Raw genomic sequence first — 15,175 nt, forward strand, 5'->3', positions numbered from 1 at the left:
TTCGTCGGCAATGTTCAATCCCGCAACCGTCCGGTTATCGAATACAAAGGCTCCAGCGCCCATTCATACAGTCGCCGTCGGTCCTGGACGACATCCGCTTCCAGCAACATGCCCGCCTGTAGCAGTTGGTCATGCCCATAGACCTTGATGCTGCTCGATTCGAGCGCCACCGTGACGCCATAGAACAGTTCTACTGGCCCGCCCTGACCTTGCAGCGATGGGGCGATATGCGGTGGCAGTTCCTGGGCGGCATAAGGGCTTTTGGTGATACTCAGCACACGGCCATGGGCCATGCCGAATTTCTGGTAGGGAAACGCGGCGTAGCGCATCAGCACCCGCTGCCCAGGTTCGATAAACCCGGCCTGACGGGATGCTGCATACAAGTGGGCGTTCAAGCTCGCCCCCTCCGGCAGCAGGCTGGCAAGCACCGTGCCCGCGCTGACTTGCTGGCCGACTTGCACGTTCAAGCCGGTCACGGTCCCCGCATGGGGCGCCACGACCCTTGTTTCGCTGCGCGCCCCGTTTTCCGCTTGCTCTTGCTTGATCTGGGCGATGGCACCCTCCATGTCGCTCGTCTCGTCGCGGTGGCGCAGGGCCGCTTCCTGTTGTTGGGCCAGCAACCCCGTGCGTTCGCGCTCCAGGCTGGTCCGTGCCCGGTGGCTGGCCTGGCGCTGACCCTGGAGCGCCAGCAGTTCACTCTCAGCGATCTGTAACTGGACTGCGGCGATGAAGCCGGCCGCCGCCAGCTGTTGCTGACGGTCCAGATGCGCCTGCGCCAGTTGCACCCGTCGTTTCAGGAGGCGGTGCTCTTCGCTGAACTGGCGAAGCTTGTGGCCGATGGTGGTGAGACGGCTGTCGAGCATCCGCTGTTGCCCGGCCAGGCGTTCGTCGGCCTGGGCCTGGCGCCTCGCCAGTACCTCCAGGCGCTTTTGCAGCTGGTCGGCGATCAGTGCCTGCGTGTCACCCAGCCCTGATTGGCGTTCCCCGGAGATCACGGCCAGCACGTCACCTTGGTCGACCTGCTGGCCCTCGACGGCGAGAACCTTGGTGAGACGCCCGGCTGCCGGCGCGCTCAGGCGCAACATGCCCTGCTCGGGCATCAGCAGGCCGTGTAGCGTGGCCTTGCGTGTGTAGCTGGCGAAGTAGCCGAACGCGATGATCAGGATGACCAGGAGAGCGGCCAGCAGGGCAAGCAACCGATAGCTCAGGGGTTGATCGACGAGGACATTGCCGAGGCGTTGTTCCTGGGCTGCGCAAACGGCTTCTGGTCGGAACAGGGGGCGCGTGGGCAATGGCGGGGAGGGCATCGGTTGGCGGTGTCTGGGCATGTAGGGTCGGCAGAAGGAAAGTAGCGCCTGCGCCTGGGCGTCGATACCGTCCAACACACCTGAGACAGGTAGGAAGGCTCCTGTTGATCCGTGCTCCCGGGAGAACCACTGCACTCACCCTGACCATGACCCATGTCATCGCACTTCCACGATTCTTGACTAGTCTTAACCGTTGGCGGTGTCTGTCTACCGCCACCGTGAAGTCCCTGAGGCGCCGGCCAAGTCCCGCGCGCCCGAGAACCTGATCAGGAGTGCACGATGGATCTCAACCGTCGGCAATTCTTCAAGGTCGCCGCCGTCGGCCTTGGAGGCTCGAGCCTCGCGGCGTTGGGCATGGCCCCGACACCTGCGTTCGCCGAGCAGGTGCGTCACTTCAAGCTGACGCACACCAAAGAAACCCGTAACACCTGCCCTTACTGCTCGGTCGGCTGCGGCCTGATCATGTACAGCCAGGGTGACGCGGGCAAGAACGTCAAGCAGAACATCATCCATATCGAGGGCGACGCGGACCATCCGGTCAACCGCGGCACCCTGTGCCCGAAAGGCGCGGGCCTGCTGGACTTCATCCACAGCCCGAACCGCCTCAAGTACCCCGAGGTGCGCAAGCCGGGCAGCAACGAGTGGACCCGCATCGAGTGGGACGAAGCCCTCGACCGCATCGCCGACCTGATGAAACAGGACCGCGACGCCAACTTCATCGAGAAGAACGCCCAGGGGCAGACGGTCAACCGCTGGCTGACCACGGGCTTTCTCGCCGCATCCGCCGCGTCCAGCGAGGCCGGTTACCTGACGCACAAGGTGATCCGTTCGCTGGGCATGCTGGGGTTCGACAACCAGGCGCGTGTCTGACACGGCCCGACGGTGGCAAGTCTTGCCCCGACGTATGGCCGTGGCGCGATGACCAATCACTGGTCCGATATCGCCAACGCAAACCTGGTCCTGGTGATGGGCGGCAACGCCGCTGAAGCGCACCCGTGCGGCTTCAAGTGGGTGACCGAAGCCAAGGCGCACAACAACGCCCGGCTGATCGTGGTCGACCCGCGGTTCACCCGTACCGCCTCGGTGGCCGACTACTACGCGCCGATTCGCACCGGCAGCGACATCGCCTTCATGGGCGGGCTGATCAACTACCTGCTGAGCAACGACAAGATCCAGCACGAGTACGTGCGCAACTACACCGATGTGTCGTTCATCGTCAAAGAGAGCTACGGCTTCGAGGACGGGCTGTTCAGCGGCTACGACGCGGCCAAGCGCGTGTACGCCGACAAGTCCGGCTGGGGCTACGAGCTGGGCGAGGATGGCTATGCCAAGGTCGACCCGACCCTGCAGCATCCGCGTTGCGTCTACCAGCTGATGAAGCAGCACTACAGTCGCTACACGCCGGAGCTGGCGAGCATGACCTGCGGCATGCCGCAGGAACAGATGATGAAGGTCTGGGAAGAGATCGCCACCTGCTCGGTGCCGGGCAAGACCATGACCATCCTCTATGCCCTGGGCTGGACCCAGCACTCGATCGGCGCGCAGATCATCCGCAGCGCCGCCATGGTGCAGCTGTTGCTGGGCAACGTCGGCATGCCGGGTGGCGGAGTCAACGCCCTGCGCGGGCACTCCAACATCCAGGGCCTGACCGACCTGGGCCTGCTGTCGAACTCGCTGCCGGGCTACCTGACGCTCGCCGGCGACGCCGAGCAGGACTACGCCGCCTATATCGACAAGCGCGCCTCCAAGCCGTTGCGCCCTGGGCAGCTGTCGTACTGGCAGAACTACGGCAAGTTCCACGTCAGCCTCATGAAGGCCTGGTACGGCGCCAATGCCACCGCCGAGAACGACTGGGGCTACGACTGGTTGCCCAAGCTCGACGTGCCGGCCTACGACGTGCTGCGCATGTTCGAGATGATGGGCCAGGGCAAGGTCAACGGCTACATGTGCCAGGGCTTCAACCCGATCGCCGCGCTGCCGGACAAGAACCGTGTCACTGCCGCCCTGGCCAAGCTCAAGTGGCTGGTGATCATGGACCCGTTGGCCACCGAGACCTCCGAGTTCTGGCGCAATGCCGGGCCGTACAACGACGTCGACACGGCCAGCATCCAGACCGAAGTCATCCGCCTGCCCACCACCTGCTTCGCCGAGGAGGATGGCTCGCTGGTCAACAGCAGCCGCTGGTTGCAGTGGCACTGGAAGGGCGCCGACGGCCCGGGCGAGACCCGCACCGACGTGCACATCATGAGCGAGCTGTTCCTGCGCCTGCGTCAGCGCTACGCGAAGGAGGGCGGCGCCTATCCGCAGCCGATGCTCAACATCAGCTGGCCGTACAAGATTCCCGAGGAGCCTTCCCCCGAAGAGCTGGCCAAGGAGATGAACGGCTGGGCGGTCAGCGACCTTGCCGACGCCAGCGGCGCCACGCTCAAGGCTGGCCAGCAGCTTGCCGGTTTCGCCCAGATGAAGGACGACGGCAGCACCGCGTCCGGCTGCTGGATCTTCGCCGGCTGCTGGACCGAGCAGGGCAACCAGATGGCCCGGCGTGACAACAGCGACCCGTACGGCATGCACCAGGTGCAGAACTGGGCCTGGGCCTGGCCGGCCAACCGGCGCATTCTCTACAACCGCGCCTCCAGCGACCCGCAGGGCAAGCCCTGGGACCCAGAGAAGAAGCGCCTGGTGTGGTGGAACGGCAAGGCCTGGACCGGCACCGATGTGCCGGACTTCAAGGCCGACTCGCCGCCAGAAGCCGGGATGAACCCGTTCATCATGAACCCCGAGGGGGTGGCGCGATTCTTCGCCGTCGACAAGATGGCCGAGGGGCCGTTCCCCGAGCACTACGAGCCGTTCGAAACGCCGATCGGCATCAACCCGTTGCATCCGCAGAACAAGAAGGCCACCAGCAACCCGGCCGGGCGGATCTTCGATTCGGTGTGGGACACCCTCGGCACCCATGACGAGTTCCCCCATGCGGCGACGACGTACCGGCTGACCGAGCACTTCCACTTCTGGAGCAAGCATTGCCGCCTCAACGCCATCGCCCAGCCCGAGCAGTTCGTCGAGATCGGCGAGGTGCTGGCGAGCGAGAAGGGCATCAAGGCCGGCGACCGGGTGCGGGTGTCGAGCAAGCGCGGGTATATCGATGCGGTGGCGGTGGTGACCAAGCGGATCCGTCCGCTGCAGGTCAACAACCAGACCGTGCACCAGGTCGGCATCCCGCTGCACTGGGGCTTCACCGGCCTCACGCGCCAGGGCTTCCTGACCAACACCCTGGTGCCGTTCCTCGGTGATGGCAACACGCAGACGCCGGAGTCCAAGTCGTTCCTCGTCAAAGTGGAGAAACTCTGATGGCCAGCCAAGACATCATCGCCCGCTCGGCCACCACCACCGTGCCACCTTCGGTACGCCAGCAGCAGGAAGTCGCCAAGCTGATCGACACCACCAAGTGCATCGGCTGCAAGGCCTGCCAGGTGGCGTGCTCGGAGTGGAACGAACTGCGTGACGAGGTCGGCCACAACCACGGCACCTACGACAACCCCCAGGACCTCTCCGCCGAGAGCTGGACCCTGATGCGCTTCACCGAGCATGAGCGTGACGACGGCAACCTGGAGTGGCTGATCCGCAAGGACGGCTGCATGCACTGCGCCGAGCCGGGCTGCCTGAAGGCCTGCCCCAGCCCAGGGGCGATCATCAAGCACGTCAACGGCATCGTCGACTTCAACCAGGACCACTGCATCGGCTGCGGCTACTGCATCACCGGCTGCCCGTTCAACATCCCGCGCATCTCGCAGAAGGACCACAAGGCGTACAAGTGCACCCTGTGTTCCGACCGCGTGGCCGTGGGCCTGGAGCCGGCCTGCGTGAAGACCTGCCCGACCGGAGCAATCGTCTTCGGCAGCAAGGAAGAGATGAAGGTGCATGCCGACGAACGCATCGTCGACTTGAAGTCGCGCGGCTACGAGAATGCCGGGCTGTACGATCCGGACGGCGTCGGCGGCACTCATGTGATGTACGTGCTGCACCACGCCGACACGCCACGGATCTACGCCGGTCTGCCGGACGCGCCGGTGATCAGCCCGCTGGTCGGGCTGTGGAAAGGCTTCAGCAAGCCGCTGGCGCTGCTGGCCATGGGCGCGGCGGTGCTGGCCGGGTTCTTCCACTACGTGCGCGTCGGTCCGCAACGGGTCGAAGAGGACGAGCATCCAGAGCCTGTGGACGACAGCGTGCACCAGGTCGACCCGGCGGTGCATGTGTATGACCCGAATCGCCCGGGCGGGCAGGGGGAGCAGCGGCCATGAACGACAACAAGCCTATCCTGCGCTACAACGCCAACGAACGGACCAACCACTGGATTGTCGCGATCCTGTTCATCATGGCCGGGCTGTCGGGGCTGGCGCTGTTCCATCCGGCGCTGTTCTGGCTGAGCCAGCTGTTCGGCGGCGGGCCCTGGACGCGCATCCTGCACCCGTTCATGGGTGTGGCGATGTTCGTGTTCTTCCTGGGCCTGGTGCTGCGTTTCTGGCGCGCCAACTTCATCACCGCCAACGACCGGCTGTGGCTGCGCCGCATCGATCGGGTGATGCTCAACAAGGAAGAAGGCGTGCCGCCGATCGGCAAGTACAACGCCGGGCAGAAGCTGCTGTTCTGGACCCTGCTGGCCTGCATGCTGGTGCTGTTGCTCAGCGGCGTGGTGATCTGGCGCGCGTATTTCAGCCATTTCTTCGATATCGGCGCGATCCGCCTGGCCACCCTGGCCCACGCGCTGGCGGGGTTCGTGCTGATCCTGAGCATCATCGTGCATATCTATGCCGGGATCTGGATCAAGGGCTCGATCGGCGCCATGCTGCATGGCTGGGTCAGCCGCGCCTGGGCGCGCAAGCACCATGAACTGTGGTACCGGGAGGTGACCGGCGACAAGACGTCGCGTAACCCCGGTGGAAAAGAAGGATGATCGTTTGAGCACGATTCTCGAACCCGGACAGATCGAAGCATCGGCGGTGATGCCGCCGTTCCTGCACCTGCCGCCGGCCAACCTCTTCGACGTGCGGGCCGCACGGCTGGAGCAGTTGGCCGAGGGCAACGCCCTTGGCGACTACCTGCGGTTGATGGCCAGGCTTTGCCGGATTCAGCAGCAGCTTGTGGATAACCCACCGGCGGGTGTGCCGGTGGCTGACGAGCGTCAACGCCTGTGCATAAGTCATGGATTGCCGCCGCTGGCGGCGGACAGCCTGGTGCGTGAAGGGCCGTGGCTGGTCTGGTTGCAGGCGCTGCTTGAGCGTTTCGAGGCCCCGCCTGATGGACCGCTGGCCGAGGCGATGAGTACGCTGCTTGGCAGTGACGATGCCCAGCGCAAGGGCTGGGCCATTGCCCTGCTCGGTGGTCAGTACGACGCCGTGCCAGCGGCATTGGTGCCCTTCCTCGGTGCCGCCTTGCAGGCGGCGTGGTCCAGCTGGTTGCTGGCGCTGCCTGCGCCAGAGCTCAAGCCCGCGGGCAGCCTAGCCCAGTGCCCGGCATGCGGATCACCGGCCATGGCCGGGGTGGTGCGCAACCGCGGCAAGCACAATGGCCTGCGTTATCTGGCTTGCTCGCTGTGTGCCTGCGAATGGCATGTGGTGCGGGTCAAGTGCGTGTATTGCGAGTCGAGCAAGGACTTGCGCTACAGCAACCTCGAGGATGACCGCCACGCGCCGGGCAAGGCGCCGCTGCGCGCTGAGTGCTGCCCGGGGTGCCAGAGCTACCTGAAGCAGAATTACCTGGAGAACGATGCCGCGGCCGAGCCGCTGGCCGATGACCTGGCGAGCCTGGCTCTGGACATGCGGCTGGACGAGGAGGGGTTCCATCGGCTGGCGCCGAACCTGCTGCTGGCGCCGGGGTAGTGTCTACACTGCAGTACCGAGCCGCCCTTTTCGCGGGTAAACCCGCTCCCACAGGACGTGCGCTGGCATCATGGCCAGTGTTGTACCTGTGGGAGCGGGTTTACCCGCGAATGGGCCAGAAAGGACAACGGATCAGTTCAAGGTAGTACCTGAATGTCTTCAAGCCTCGCCAGCGACACCCCACGCCTGCCCTCCATCGACACCCTCCTGCGCCACCCGGTCTGTGCCCCACTGCTCGATCGCCATGGCCGCGACTCGGTGCTGGCCACCCTGCGCCAACTGCTCGACGACCTGCGCGAACCCGCGCGCCTCGGTCAGCTCGGTAGCGCCGAACTGGCCGCCGAAGTGCTCCTGGGCCGCGCCGGCGAGCGCCTGGCCATCCAGCAGCGCAGCCAGGTACGCCGTGTCTTCAACCTGACCGGCACCGTGCTGCACACCAACCTCGGCCGGGCCTTGCTGCCCGAGGTCGCGGTCGAGGCGATGCAGACTGCCGCGCGCTATCCGCTCAACCTGGAGTTCGACCTGGCCACCGGCAAGCGCGGTGACCGCGACGATCTTATCGAAGGCCTGATCCGCGAGCTGACGGGTGCCGAGGCCGTCACCGTGGTCAACAACAACGCCGCCGCCGTGCTGCTGGCGCTCAACAGCCTGGGGGCACGCAAGGAGGGCGTCATTTCCCGTGGCGAGCTGATCGAGATCGGCGGCGCGTTCCGCATTCCCGACATCATGGCCCGTGCCGGGGTGAAGTTGCGCGAGATCGGCACCACCAACCGCACCCACGCCCGCGACTACGAAGCCGCCATCAACCCGCGCACCGGCCTGCTGATGCGCGTGCATTGCAGCAACTACAGCATCCAGGGCTTCACCACCCAGGTACCCACCGTGGAACTGGCGCGCATCGCCCATGAACATGAGTTGCCGCTGCTGGAAGACCTGGGCAGCGGCAGTCTGCTCGATCTGACCCGCTGGGGCCTGCCGGCCGAGCCGACCGTACGCCAGGCACTGGCCGATGGTGCCGACATCGTCACCTTCAGCGGCGACAAGCTGCTCGGCGGGCCGCAGGCGGGGATCATCGTCGGGCGCAAGGAACTGATCGCGAAGATCAAGAAGAACCCGCTCAAGCGTGCTCTGCGAGTCGACAAGATCACCCTCGCGGCGCTTGAAGCGGTGCTGGCGCTGTACCGCAACCCGGACCGTCTGGCCGAGTGCTTGCCGAGTCTGCGTCTGCTGACCCGGCCCCAGGCCGAGATCGCTGCCCAGGCCGAGCGCCTGGCGCCCGAGCTGGCCGCGCGCCTGGGCGCGCAATGGAGCGTCCGCGTCGAACCGGCCCTGGGCATGATCGGCAGCGGCAGCCAGCCTGTGGCGCGGCTGCCAAGCGCGGCGCTGTGTCTGCGTCCGCTGGTGTCGAAGAAGCTGCGTGGTCGCGGCCTGCACGTGCTGGAACGTGCCCTGCGTGACCTGCCGGTGCCGGTGCTTGGCCGCATCGACGACGATGCCCTGTGGCTCGACTTGCGCCAGCTGGATGACGAAGCCCAGTGGCTGGCGCAGCTTGCGGCCTTGCAACTGGGGCCGGTGCAGTGATCGTCGGCACCGCTGGGCACATCGATCATGGCAAGACCACGCTGCTCCAGGCCCTGACCGGTCAGGTCGGTGACACGCGCCAGGAAGAACGCGCCCGTGGCATGACCATCGATCTCGGCTATCGCTATGCCGCCCTGGCCGAGGGCGCGCCGCTGACCGGTTTCATCGATGTGCCGGGGCATGAGCGTTTTATCCACAACATGTTGGCGGGCGCCCATGGCATCGACCTGGTGCTGTTGGTGGTGGCTGCCGATGACGGGGTGATGCCGCAGACCCGCGAACACGTGTCGATCATCGAGCTGCTGGGGATCCCGCAGGCGCTCGTGGTCATCAGCAAGTGCGATCGGGTCGACGCCCAGCGGTTGGCCGAGGTGCAGGCGCAAGTCGGCGCGCTGCTGGCGCCCGGGCCGTATGCCGGCGCCCTGCAGCTGCCTGTTTCGAGCCTTGGCGGCGAGGGTATCGATGCCTTGCGCGCCGCGTTGCTGGCCGCTGCGGCGCGGGTGCGTCGGCGCAGTGCGCGTGGTGGGTTCCGCCTGGCCGTGGACCGTGCCTTCGCGGTTTCCGGGGCGGGCGTGGTGGTCACTGGCACAGCCCTGGCCGGGCAAGTCAGTGCTGGAGACACGCTGCTGCTGGGCAAGGCCGGCAAGCCGGTGCGGGTACGTGGCCTGCATGCGCAGAACCAGGCGGCGCTGGTGGCCGAAGCCGGGCAACGGGTGGCGTTGAACATCGCCGCCGAACGGCTGGCGGTCGAGCAGGTGCACCGCGGCGACTGGTTGGTCCCGCAGTGGTTGCACGCGCCCAGTGTGCGGGTCGATATCGAACTGGCCTTGTTGCCGGGCGAGACGCGCACGTTCGAACATTTCAGTGCGGTGCATGTGCATCTGGGCACCCAGGATGTGACGGCGCGGGTGGCGTTGCTGGAAGGTGAACAGCTCGCGGCCGGCCAGCGCATGTTCGCCCAGTTGCTGCTCAATGCCCCGTTGCAGGCCGTGCATGGCGATCGTTTGGTGCTGCGCGACCAGCGTGCCCAGCGCACCTTGGGCGGTGGCCGGGTGCTCGATCCGTTCGCGCCGAGCCGGCAGCGCCGCAGTGAAGCGCGCCTGCGTCAGTTGCAGGTGCTGCGTGATGCCGACGAGCTGGAACAGGCGTTGCCGGCGCTGCTCGATGCGGCGCCGGGAGGGCTTGACCCACAGCGTCTGGAGCGTCAGTTCAATCGTCCGCGCGAAACCTGGCAGTTGCCGGACGCGGTGCTGGTGGTCGCCACCCGTCAGGGGCAGTTGCTATTCGCTCGTCATCAGTGGGCGGCGCTCAAGGCGCAAGTGCTGCAGCGCCTGGCGCAGTTCCATGAGCAGGAGCCTGACCAGCTCGGGCCGGACCGCGACCGCCTGCGCCGTTTTACCGCGCTGGCGCTGGAGCGTCCGGCGTTTGTCAGCCTGTTGGACGAGTTGCTGGGCGAGGGGGCGATCAGTAGCAGTGGTCCGTGGTTGCATCTGCCGGACCATCAGGTTCAGCTGAGCGAGGCCGATACGGCGTTATGGGAGCGTTTGCTGCCGCGCTTGCTGGCAGGTGAGTTCGATCCGCCGTGGGTGCGGGCGCTGGCCGCCGAGGAGTGTTGCGACGAGGGCGAGGTGCGGTTGCTATTGCGCAAGCTGGCCCGGCTTGGTCTGTTGCACCAGGTGGTGCGTGACCTGTTCTACCCGGAGGCGACGCTAAGGCGCATGGCAGAGCTGTTGTTGCGTGAGGCGGCGGTATCGCCGATAGTGCAGGTCGCGGTGTTTCGCGATATGTTGGGCATCGGTCGCAAGCGCAGTGTGCAGATACTCGAGTACTTCGACCGCGTTGGCCTGACCCGGCGGGTTGGCGACCAGCGTCATATTCGCGGCGACAGCGCCCTGGCCCAGCTGCAGAGCGGGCTCTGATTTCAAGGAAGGCAATCGCGCCCGGTGGCGCGGCCGGGCTTCAAACCCGGTTGGGGACGGCAGCCGTTCCCGGGCAGGTTCGACTCCCGCTGCCTTCCGCCAATTCTTTTGACTTTGGGCTTGTGATACAAACCCCAAGTCGGGGATATATTCCTGCTTCCCGGCAGTGCTTCATCTATCTGTTAAACAGATGAGCCATAATTAAATAACCTATTAATTTTTCTTGATCTTGATCTTGATCTTGATCTTGATCTTGATCTTGATCTTGATCTTGATCTTGATCTTGCTTCTAAGCGCGCGATAGTTCAGGCGCCGCCAATTGCGACTTCAGGAGGCCGAGCGGAGTTCTTGCGGAGGGAGGTGACGGGCATGGATGCCCGTCAAGCGCTGCGCCCCAGGATGGGGCGTTCAGCGCGGTCCTCCCGGGAGCAAGAACGGAGCGAGGGAACCCCGGAGCGAAGCGTAGGGGCCGGATGATGGAGCGCAGCGTTTTTTGGTTACTTTTTGTCGCGTTTGACAAAAAGTGACCCGCCGTAAGGGCGGAAGGGTGACTATGCGTCGGCATCGCAAATGAATGCGAATATAACTTCCAAAACAAACTATTTAAAAGTCAAAGTCAAAGTCAAAGTCAAAGTCAAAGTCAAAGTCAAAGTCAAAGACGATCGGCGGCGGTTTCTATAGTTGTAAGCGCATTCATTTACGATGGCGACACATAGTCACCTTTCCGCCCTTACGGCGGGTCACTTTTTGTCAAACGCGACAAAAAGTAACCAAAAAACGCTGCGCTCCATCATCCGGCCCTACGCTTCGCTCCGGGTTCCCTCACTCCGGCCTTGCTCCCGGGAGGACCGCGCTGAACGCCCCATCCTGGGGCGCAGCGCTTGACGGGCATCCATGCCCGTCACCTCCCTCCGCAAGGCCTGCGTTCGGCCTCCTGAAGTCGCGAAGGTACGGGCGGCGCCTGGGCTGGCGCAGCTGTCGCTAGCGGGGGCGAGGTTAATCTTTGGATCAAGATCAAGATCAAGATCAAGACCAAGATCGTTGGTATCTCTTAGTTCTTCGACTTCGAATGCCGCCACCCTTGATCGAAGAACGCAAACACCACCACCAGCACCCCGGCCACCGCCAGGATCATCGCCACGCCGTCGGTGGAGTGGGTCGCCGACCCGGCCACCAGCGCCAGTCCGCCGAGAGGCGCCAGGCCCCCGGCCACCGCGGTGCCGATCTCGCGCCCAGTGCCGAACCCGGACGACCGCGTCTGGGTCGGGAACTGCCGGCTAAGGAACGACCCCTGCGGAGCGAACATCATCGGCGCCAGGATCCCGGTGCCCACGGCAATGGCCACGTAGATCAGCATCGGCTCTCCAGTCGACAGCAATTGCAGGAACGGGAAGGCGAACAGCGCCGACAGCACGCCACCGAGCATCAGCACGGTCTTGCTGCTCCACTTGTCGCACAGCCAGCCGAAGAACGGCACCGCGAAGATCGCCACGAGGCTGGCCAGGGTCACCGACAGCGAAGTGACATGGGCCTCGACACCCTTGAACTGAGTCAGGTAGGCCAGCGAGAAAGTCTTGAAGATATAGCTCAGGGCGTTGTAGCCCACGGCCACGAAGAACACCACGGCCAGGCCCTTGAGGTCGTTTCTGAACAGCAGCTTCAGTGGCGACACCTGCGGTTTGTCGTCGGCCTTGTCCAGCTCCTTGAAGTCCGGTGTCTCCGGAATGCTCCTGCGCACCCACAGCCCCACCGCCACCAGCACGATGCTGGCGATGAACGGAATGCGCCAGCCGCCGGCCAGGAGGAACTCGTTGCCGTTCATGGTCAGCAGGTACACGGTCAGCGACGACAGCAGCAGGCCCAGGTTCAGACCCAGCGCCGGCCAGGCGCCCTGGCTGCCGCGCTTGCCTTCGCTGGCATGCTCGTAGGAGGTCACCGCCGCGCCCGCGAGCTCGGCGCCAGCGCCCAGACCCTGGATGATGCGGATCGCCACCAGCAGAATCGGCGCCCAGATGCCGATGGTCGCGTAGCTGGGGATCATGCCGATCAGCGCCGTGCACAGGCCCATCATGCAGAAGGTGATCACCAGCACGTGCTTGCGCCCGAAACGGTCGCCCAGGTAGCCGAACAGCACGCCACCGAAGGGGCGGGCGATGAAGCCGATGGCGAAGGTGGAGAACGCCAGCAGCGAGGCCACCGTCGGGTTGCTCGGGTCGAAGAATATCTTCGAGAAGACGATCGCCGCCATGGTCGCGTAGAGGTAGAAGTCATACCACTCCAGCATCGAGCCGAAGATGGTCGCCGCCGCCACCTTGCGCAGGCGCTTGCGTTGCTGTTCGGGCGTTTCGCTCGCGGCCAGGGCCGCCTCGTGTACCGACATCTGAGGTTTCCTTGTTGTCTTTGTAGTTGTGGGTGCAGCGGATGGATCAGCGGGCCTTGAGGATCTTCTCGGCGATCATCTGGCCGATGGGGATGGCCGAGGTGGCCGCCGGCGATGGGGCATTGCAGACATGCACCATGCGCGGGGTCTCGGCGAACAGGAAGTCATGCACCAGGGTGCCGTCGCGCATCACCGCCTGGGCGCGGATACCGGCTTCGTAGGGCAGCAGGTCCTCGACTTCCAGCGATGGGCAGTACTTGCGGCATTGCTCCAGGTAGCCGCGCTTGAACAGCGAGTTCTTCATCTCGGTGGTGCCGGAGCCCAGGTTGTTCCAGATGGTTTTCCAGAAACCAGGAAAGCGCGCGTACTCGGCGACATCGCGCCAGTTCACCGAGAACTTGCGGTAGTTCTCCCGGCCAAAACCGAGCACCGCGTTAGGGCCGACGGTGACGCTGCCGTCGATCATCCGCGTCAGGTGTACGCCGAGGAACGGCAGCTCGGGGTCGGGAATCGGGTAGATCAGATGGTTGACGATCTGGTTCTTGCTCGCCGGCAGGCGGTAGTACTCGCCGCGGAAGGGAATGATCTGATGGTCGATCCTGACCCCGGCCATGCGGGCCAGGCGGTCGGACTGCAGGCCGGCGCAGGCCACCAGCTGGCGCGCGCGCCAGGTGCGGCTGTCGGTGCCGATGGCGACATGCTCGGCATGTTCCTGGATGGCGCGCACGCTGGTGCACAGGTGTACCTCGCCGCCCGCCTGGCGGATTACCTTGGCCATGGCGTCGCACACCTGGGTGTAGTCGACGATGCCGGTGGCATCGAGGAACAGCGCGCCCTTGCCGACGATGTTCGGCTCGCGCCCGCGCAGCTCGGCAGCGTCCAGGCGCTCGACCTTCAAGCCGTTCTGCTGCGAGCGCTCGTACAGCGCCTGCATGCGCTGCACCTCCAGATCGTTGGAGGCTACCAGCAGCTTGCCGCAGACCTCGAAGGCGATGCCGTGCTCGCTGCAGAAGTCCTTGGTGGCCTGGGCGCCACGCTTGCACAGCTCGGCCTTGAGACTGCCGGGGGCGTAGTAGATGCCGGCATGGATCACGCCGCTGTTGTGGCCGGTCTGGTGACGGCCGAGGCTGGCCTCTTTTTCCAGGATCAGCAGCGAGGCGCCGGGGCGCTGCTGGAGCAGGGCCATCGCGGTGGCGAGGCCGACGATGCCGGCGCCGATGATGCAGTAGTCGTAGGTCATGCAGGGTACCTTGGAATTCTTGTCGGTGAATCTGCTTATCAGGTTGTCAGACTAAGTGGTGCGCGTAAAAGCCTCGCCAGGTCGCGATGGGGTTCTCCGGGATCAGTCGAGGTCGGGAAGGTCGAGCGTCAGGCGTTTGGCCGAGGCGCGCAGGTGTGCCTCGGCGCAGGCGGCGGCCGCCTGGCGGTCGCCGTCGGCGATGGCTTGGTACAGCGCCCTGTGTTCACGCAGGGCATCGGCGGAACCGCCCACCGCCGGGCTGGCGGAGTTTTCCCAGGCGGTGCGGCGCGCGGCGGCCAGCTGGCCGCCGAGAAAATCGTGGAAGGCGACGAAGTAGTCGTTTTTGCTGGCTTCGGCGATGGCGCGGTGGAAGGCGACGTCGGCGGCCGAGGCCGTGGCGAAGTCGCTGCGCGGATCTTCCATGGCGCCCAGGGCAACGGCCATGCGCGCAAGGTCAGCGTCGTCACGACGGCGGGCGGCGATGGCGGCGGCCTGGGTCTCGATCCACAGGCGCATCTCGAACATCTGCACCAGGTCCGGCTTGCGCCCGTTACTGCCGGGGAAGCGGAACACCGTGCCGTTGGGGGTCTGCGAGATATACGAGCCAAGCCCGCGGCGAGCGATCAGCACCCCATCGGCCTTGAGCTGCGCCACCGCCTCACGCACCACCGAGCGACTGACGTTGAGCTGTTCGGCCAGTTGCTGTTCGGTGGGCAGGCGCGATTCGGCGGCCAGGCGGCCGGAATCGATCTCGGCGCGGATGGCGCTGACGACGCGTTCGACGAGGGTGTCGGGGCGCTGGAGCTCGAGCATGGACAGGGGTCTTGTTGATCAGGTTGTCAGACAATGCCTGTGTCGATAGTGGCGTGTCA

The 15,175-nt window shown here is 65.2% G+C and carries 10 protein-coding genes and 1 tRNA gene; 7 read left to right on the top strand and 4 right to left on the bottom strand.

Translation table 11 applies throughout. From position 1 onward, the window contains the following. Positions 1 to 14: 14 nt before the first annotated feature. Positions 15 to 1,196: an HlyD family efflux transporter periplasmic adaptor subunit gene (locus N5D48_RS08370; RefSeq protein ID WP_279882996.1), complete on the bottom strand. Its 1,182-nt coding sequence runs from the start codon at positions 1,194 to 1,196 to the stop codon at positions 15 to 17. Positions 1,197 to 1,586: 390 nt separating this feature from the next. Here N5D48_RS08370 and fdnG point away from each other — a divergent pair, with 390 nt between their 5' ends. The 7 genes from fdnG (at position 1,587) to N5D48_RS08405 (ending at position 10,785) form a co-directional block, all read left to right on the top strand. Beyond that, the gene (fdnG, locus tag N5D48_RS08375; protein ID WP_279882998.1) at positions 1,587 to 4,655 is read left to right on the top strand and encodes a formate dehydrogenase-N subunit alpha; all 3,069 of its coding nucleotides are present in this window, start codon (positions 1,587 to 1,589) and stop codon (positions 4,653 to 4,655) included. Further along, positions 4,655 to 5,605, top strand: coding sequence for a formate dehydrogenase subunit beta (gene fdxH / locus N5D48_RS08380; protein WP_279883000.1), 951 nt, complete (start codon positions 4,655 to 4,657; stop codon positions 5,603 to 5,605). Before fdnG ends, fdxH begins: the two co-directional genes overlap by 1 nt. Then, a complete protein-coding gene (locus tag N5D48_RS08385) occupies positions 5,602 to 6,258 on the top strand; it encodes a formate dehydrogenase subunit gamma (RefSeq protein ID WP_279883002.1) in 657 nt (218 codons plus the stop codon). Before fdxH ends, N5D48_RS08385 begins: the two co-directional genes overlap by 4 nt. Positions 6,259 to 6,262: 4 nt before the next feature. Continuing rightward, positions 6,263 to 7,183, top strand: coding sequence for a formate dehydrogenase accessory protein FdhE (gene fdhE, locus N5D48_RS08390; RefSeq protein WP_279883004.1), 921 nt, complete (start codon positions 6,263 to 6,265; stop codon positions 7,181 to 7,183). A 153-nt stretch (positions 7,184 to 7,336) separates the two neighbouring features. Next, positions 7,337 to 8,764 carry an L-seryl-tRNA(Sec) selenium transferase gene (selA, locus tag N5D48_RS08395; RefSeq protein WP_279883006.1) on the top strand — a complete coding sequence of 476 codons (1,428 nt, stop codon included), beginning with the start codon at positions 7,337 to 7,339 and terminating at the stop codon, positions 8,762 to 8,764. Then, a complete protein-coding gene (gene selB, locus N5D48_RS08400) occupies positions 8,761 to 10,683 on the top strand; it encodes a selenocysteine-specific translation elongation factor (protein WP_279883008.1) in 1,923 nt (640 codons plus the stop codon). Before selA ends, selB begins: the two co-directional genes overlap by 4 nt. A 6-nt stretch (positions 10,684 to 10,689) precedes the next feature. Beyond that, positions 10,690 to 10,785, top strand: a tRNA-Sec gene (locus N5D48_RS08405). Between the two features lie 949 nt (positions 10,786 to 11,734). Here N5D48_RS08405 and N5D48_RS08410 read toward each other — a convergent pair. From N5D48_RS08410 to N5D48_RS08420, 3 genes are all read right to left on the bottom strand, one after another. Next, the gene (locus N5D48_RS08410) at positions 11,735 to 13,063 is read right to left on the bottom strand and encodes an MFS transporter (RefSeq protein ID WP_279883010.1); all 1,329 of its coding nucleotides are present in this window, start codon (positions 13,061 to 13,063) and stop codon (positions 11,735 to 11,737) included. Positions 13,064 to 13,109: 46 nt separating this feature from the next. Continuing rightward, complete coding sequence (lhgO, locus tag N5D48_RS08415; protein ID WP_279883012.1) at positions 13,110 to 14,303, bottom strand: L-2-hydroxyglutarate oxidase; 1,194 nt, start codon at positions 14,301 to 14,303, stop codon at positions 13,110 to 13,112. Between the two features lie 102 nt (positions 14,304 to 14,405). Then, positions 14,406 to 15,116: an FCD domain-containing protein gene (locus N5D48_RS08420; protein WP_279883014.1), complete on the bottom strand. Its 711-nt coding sequence runs from the start codon at positions 15,114 to 15,116 to the stop codon at positions 14,406 to 14,408. Positions 15,117 to 15,175 lie beyond the last annotated feature (59 nt).

The sequence above is a fragment of the Pseudomonas sp. GD03858 genome (genome assembly GCF_029840925.1).
Classification (GTDB): domain Bacteria; phylum Pseudomonadota; class Gammaproteobacteria; order Pseudomonadales; family Pseudomonadaceae; genus Aquipseudomonas.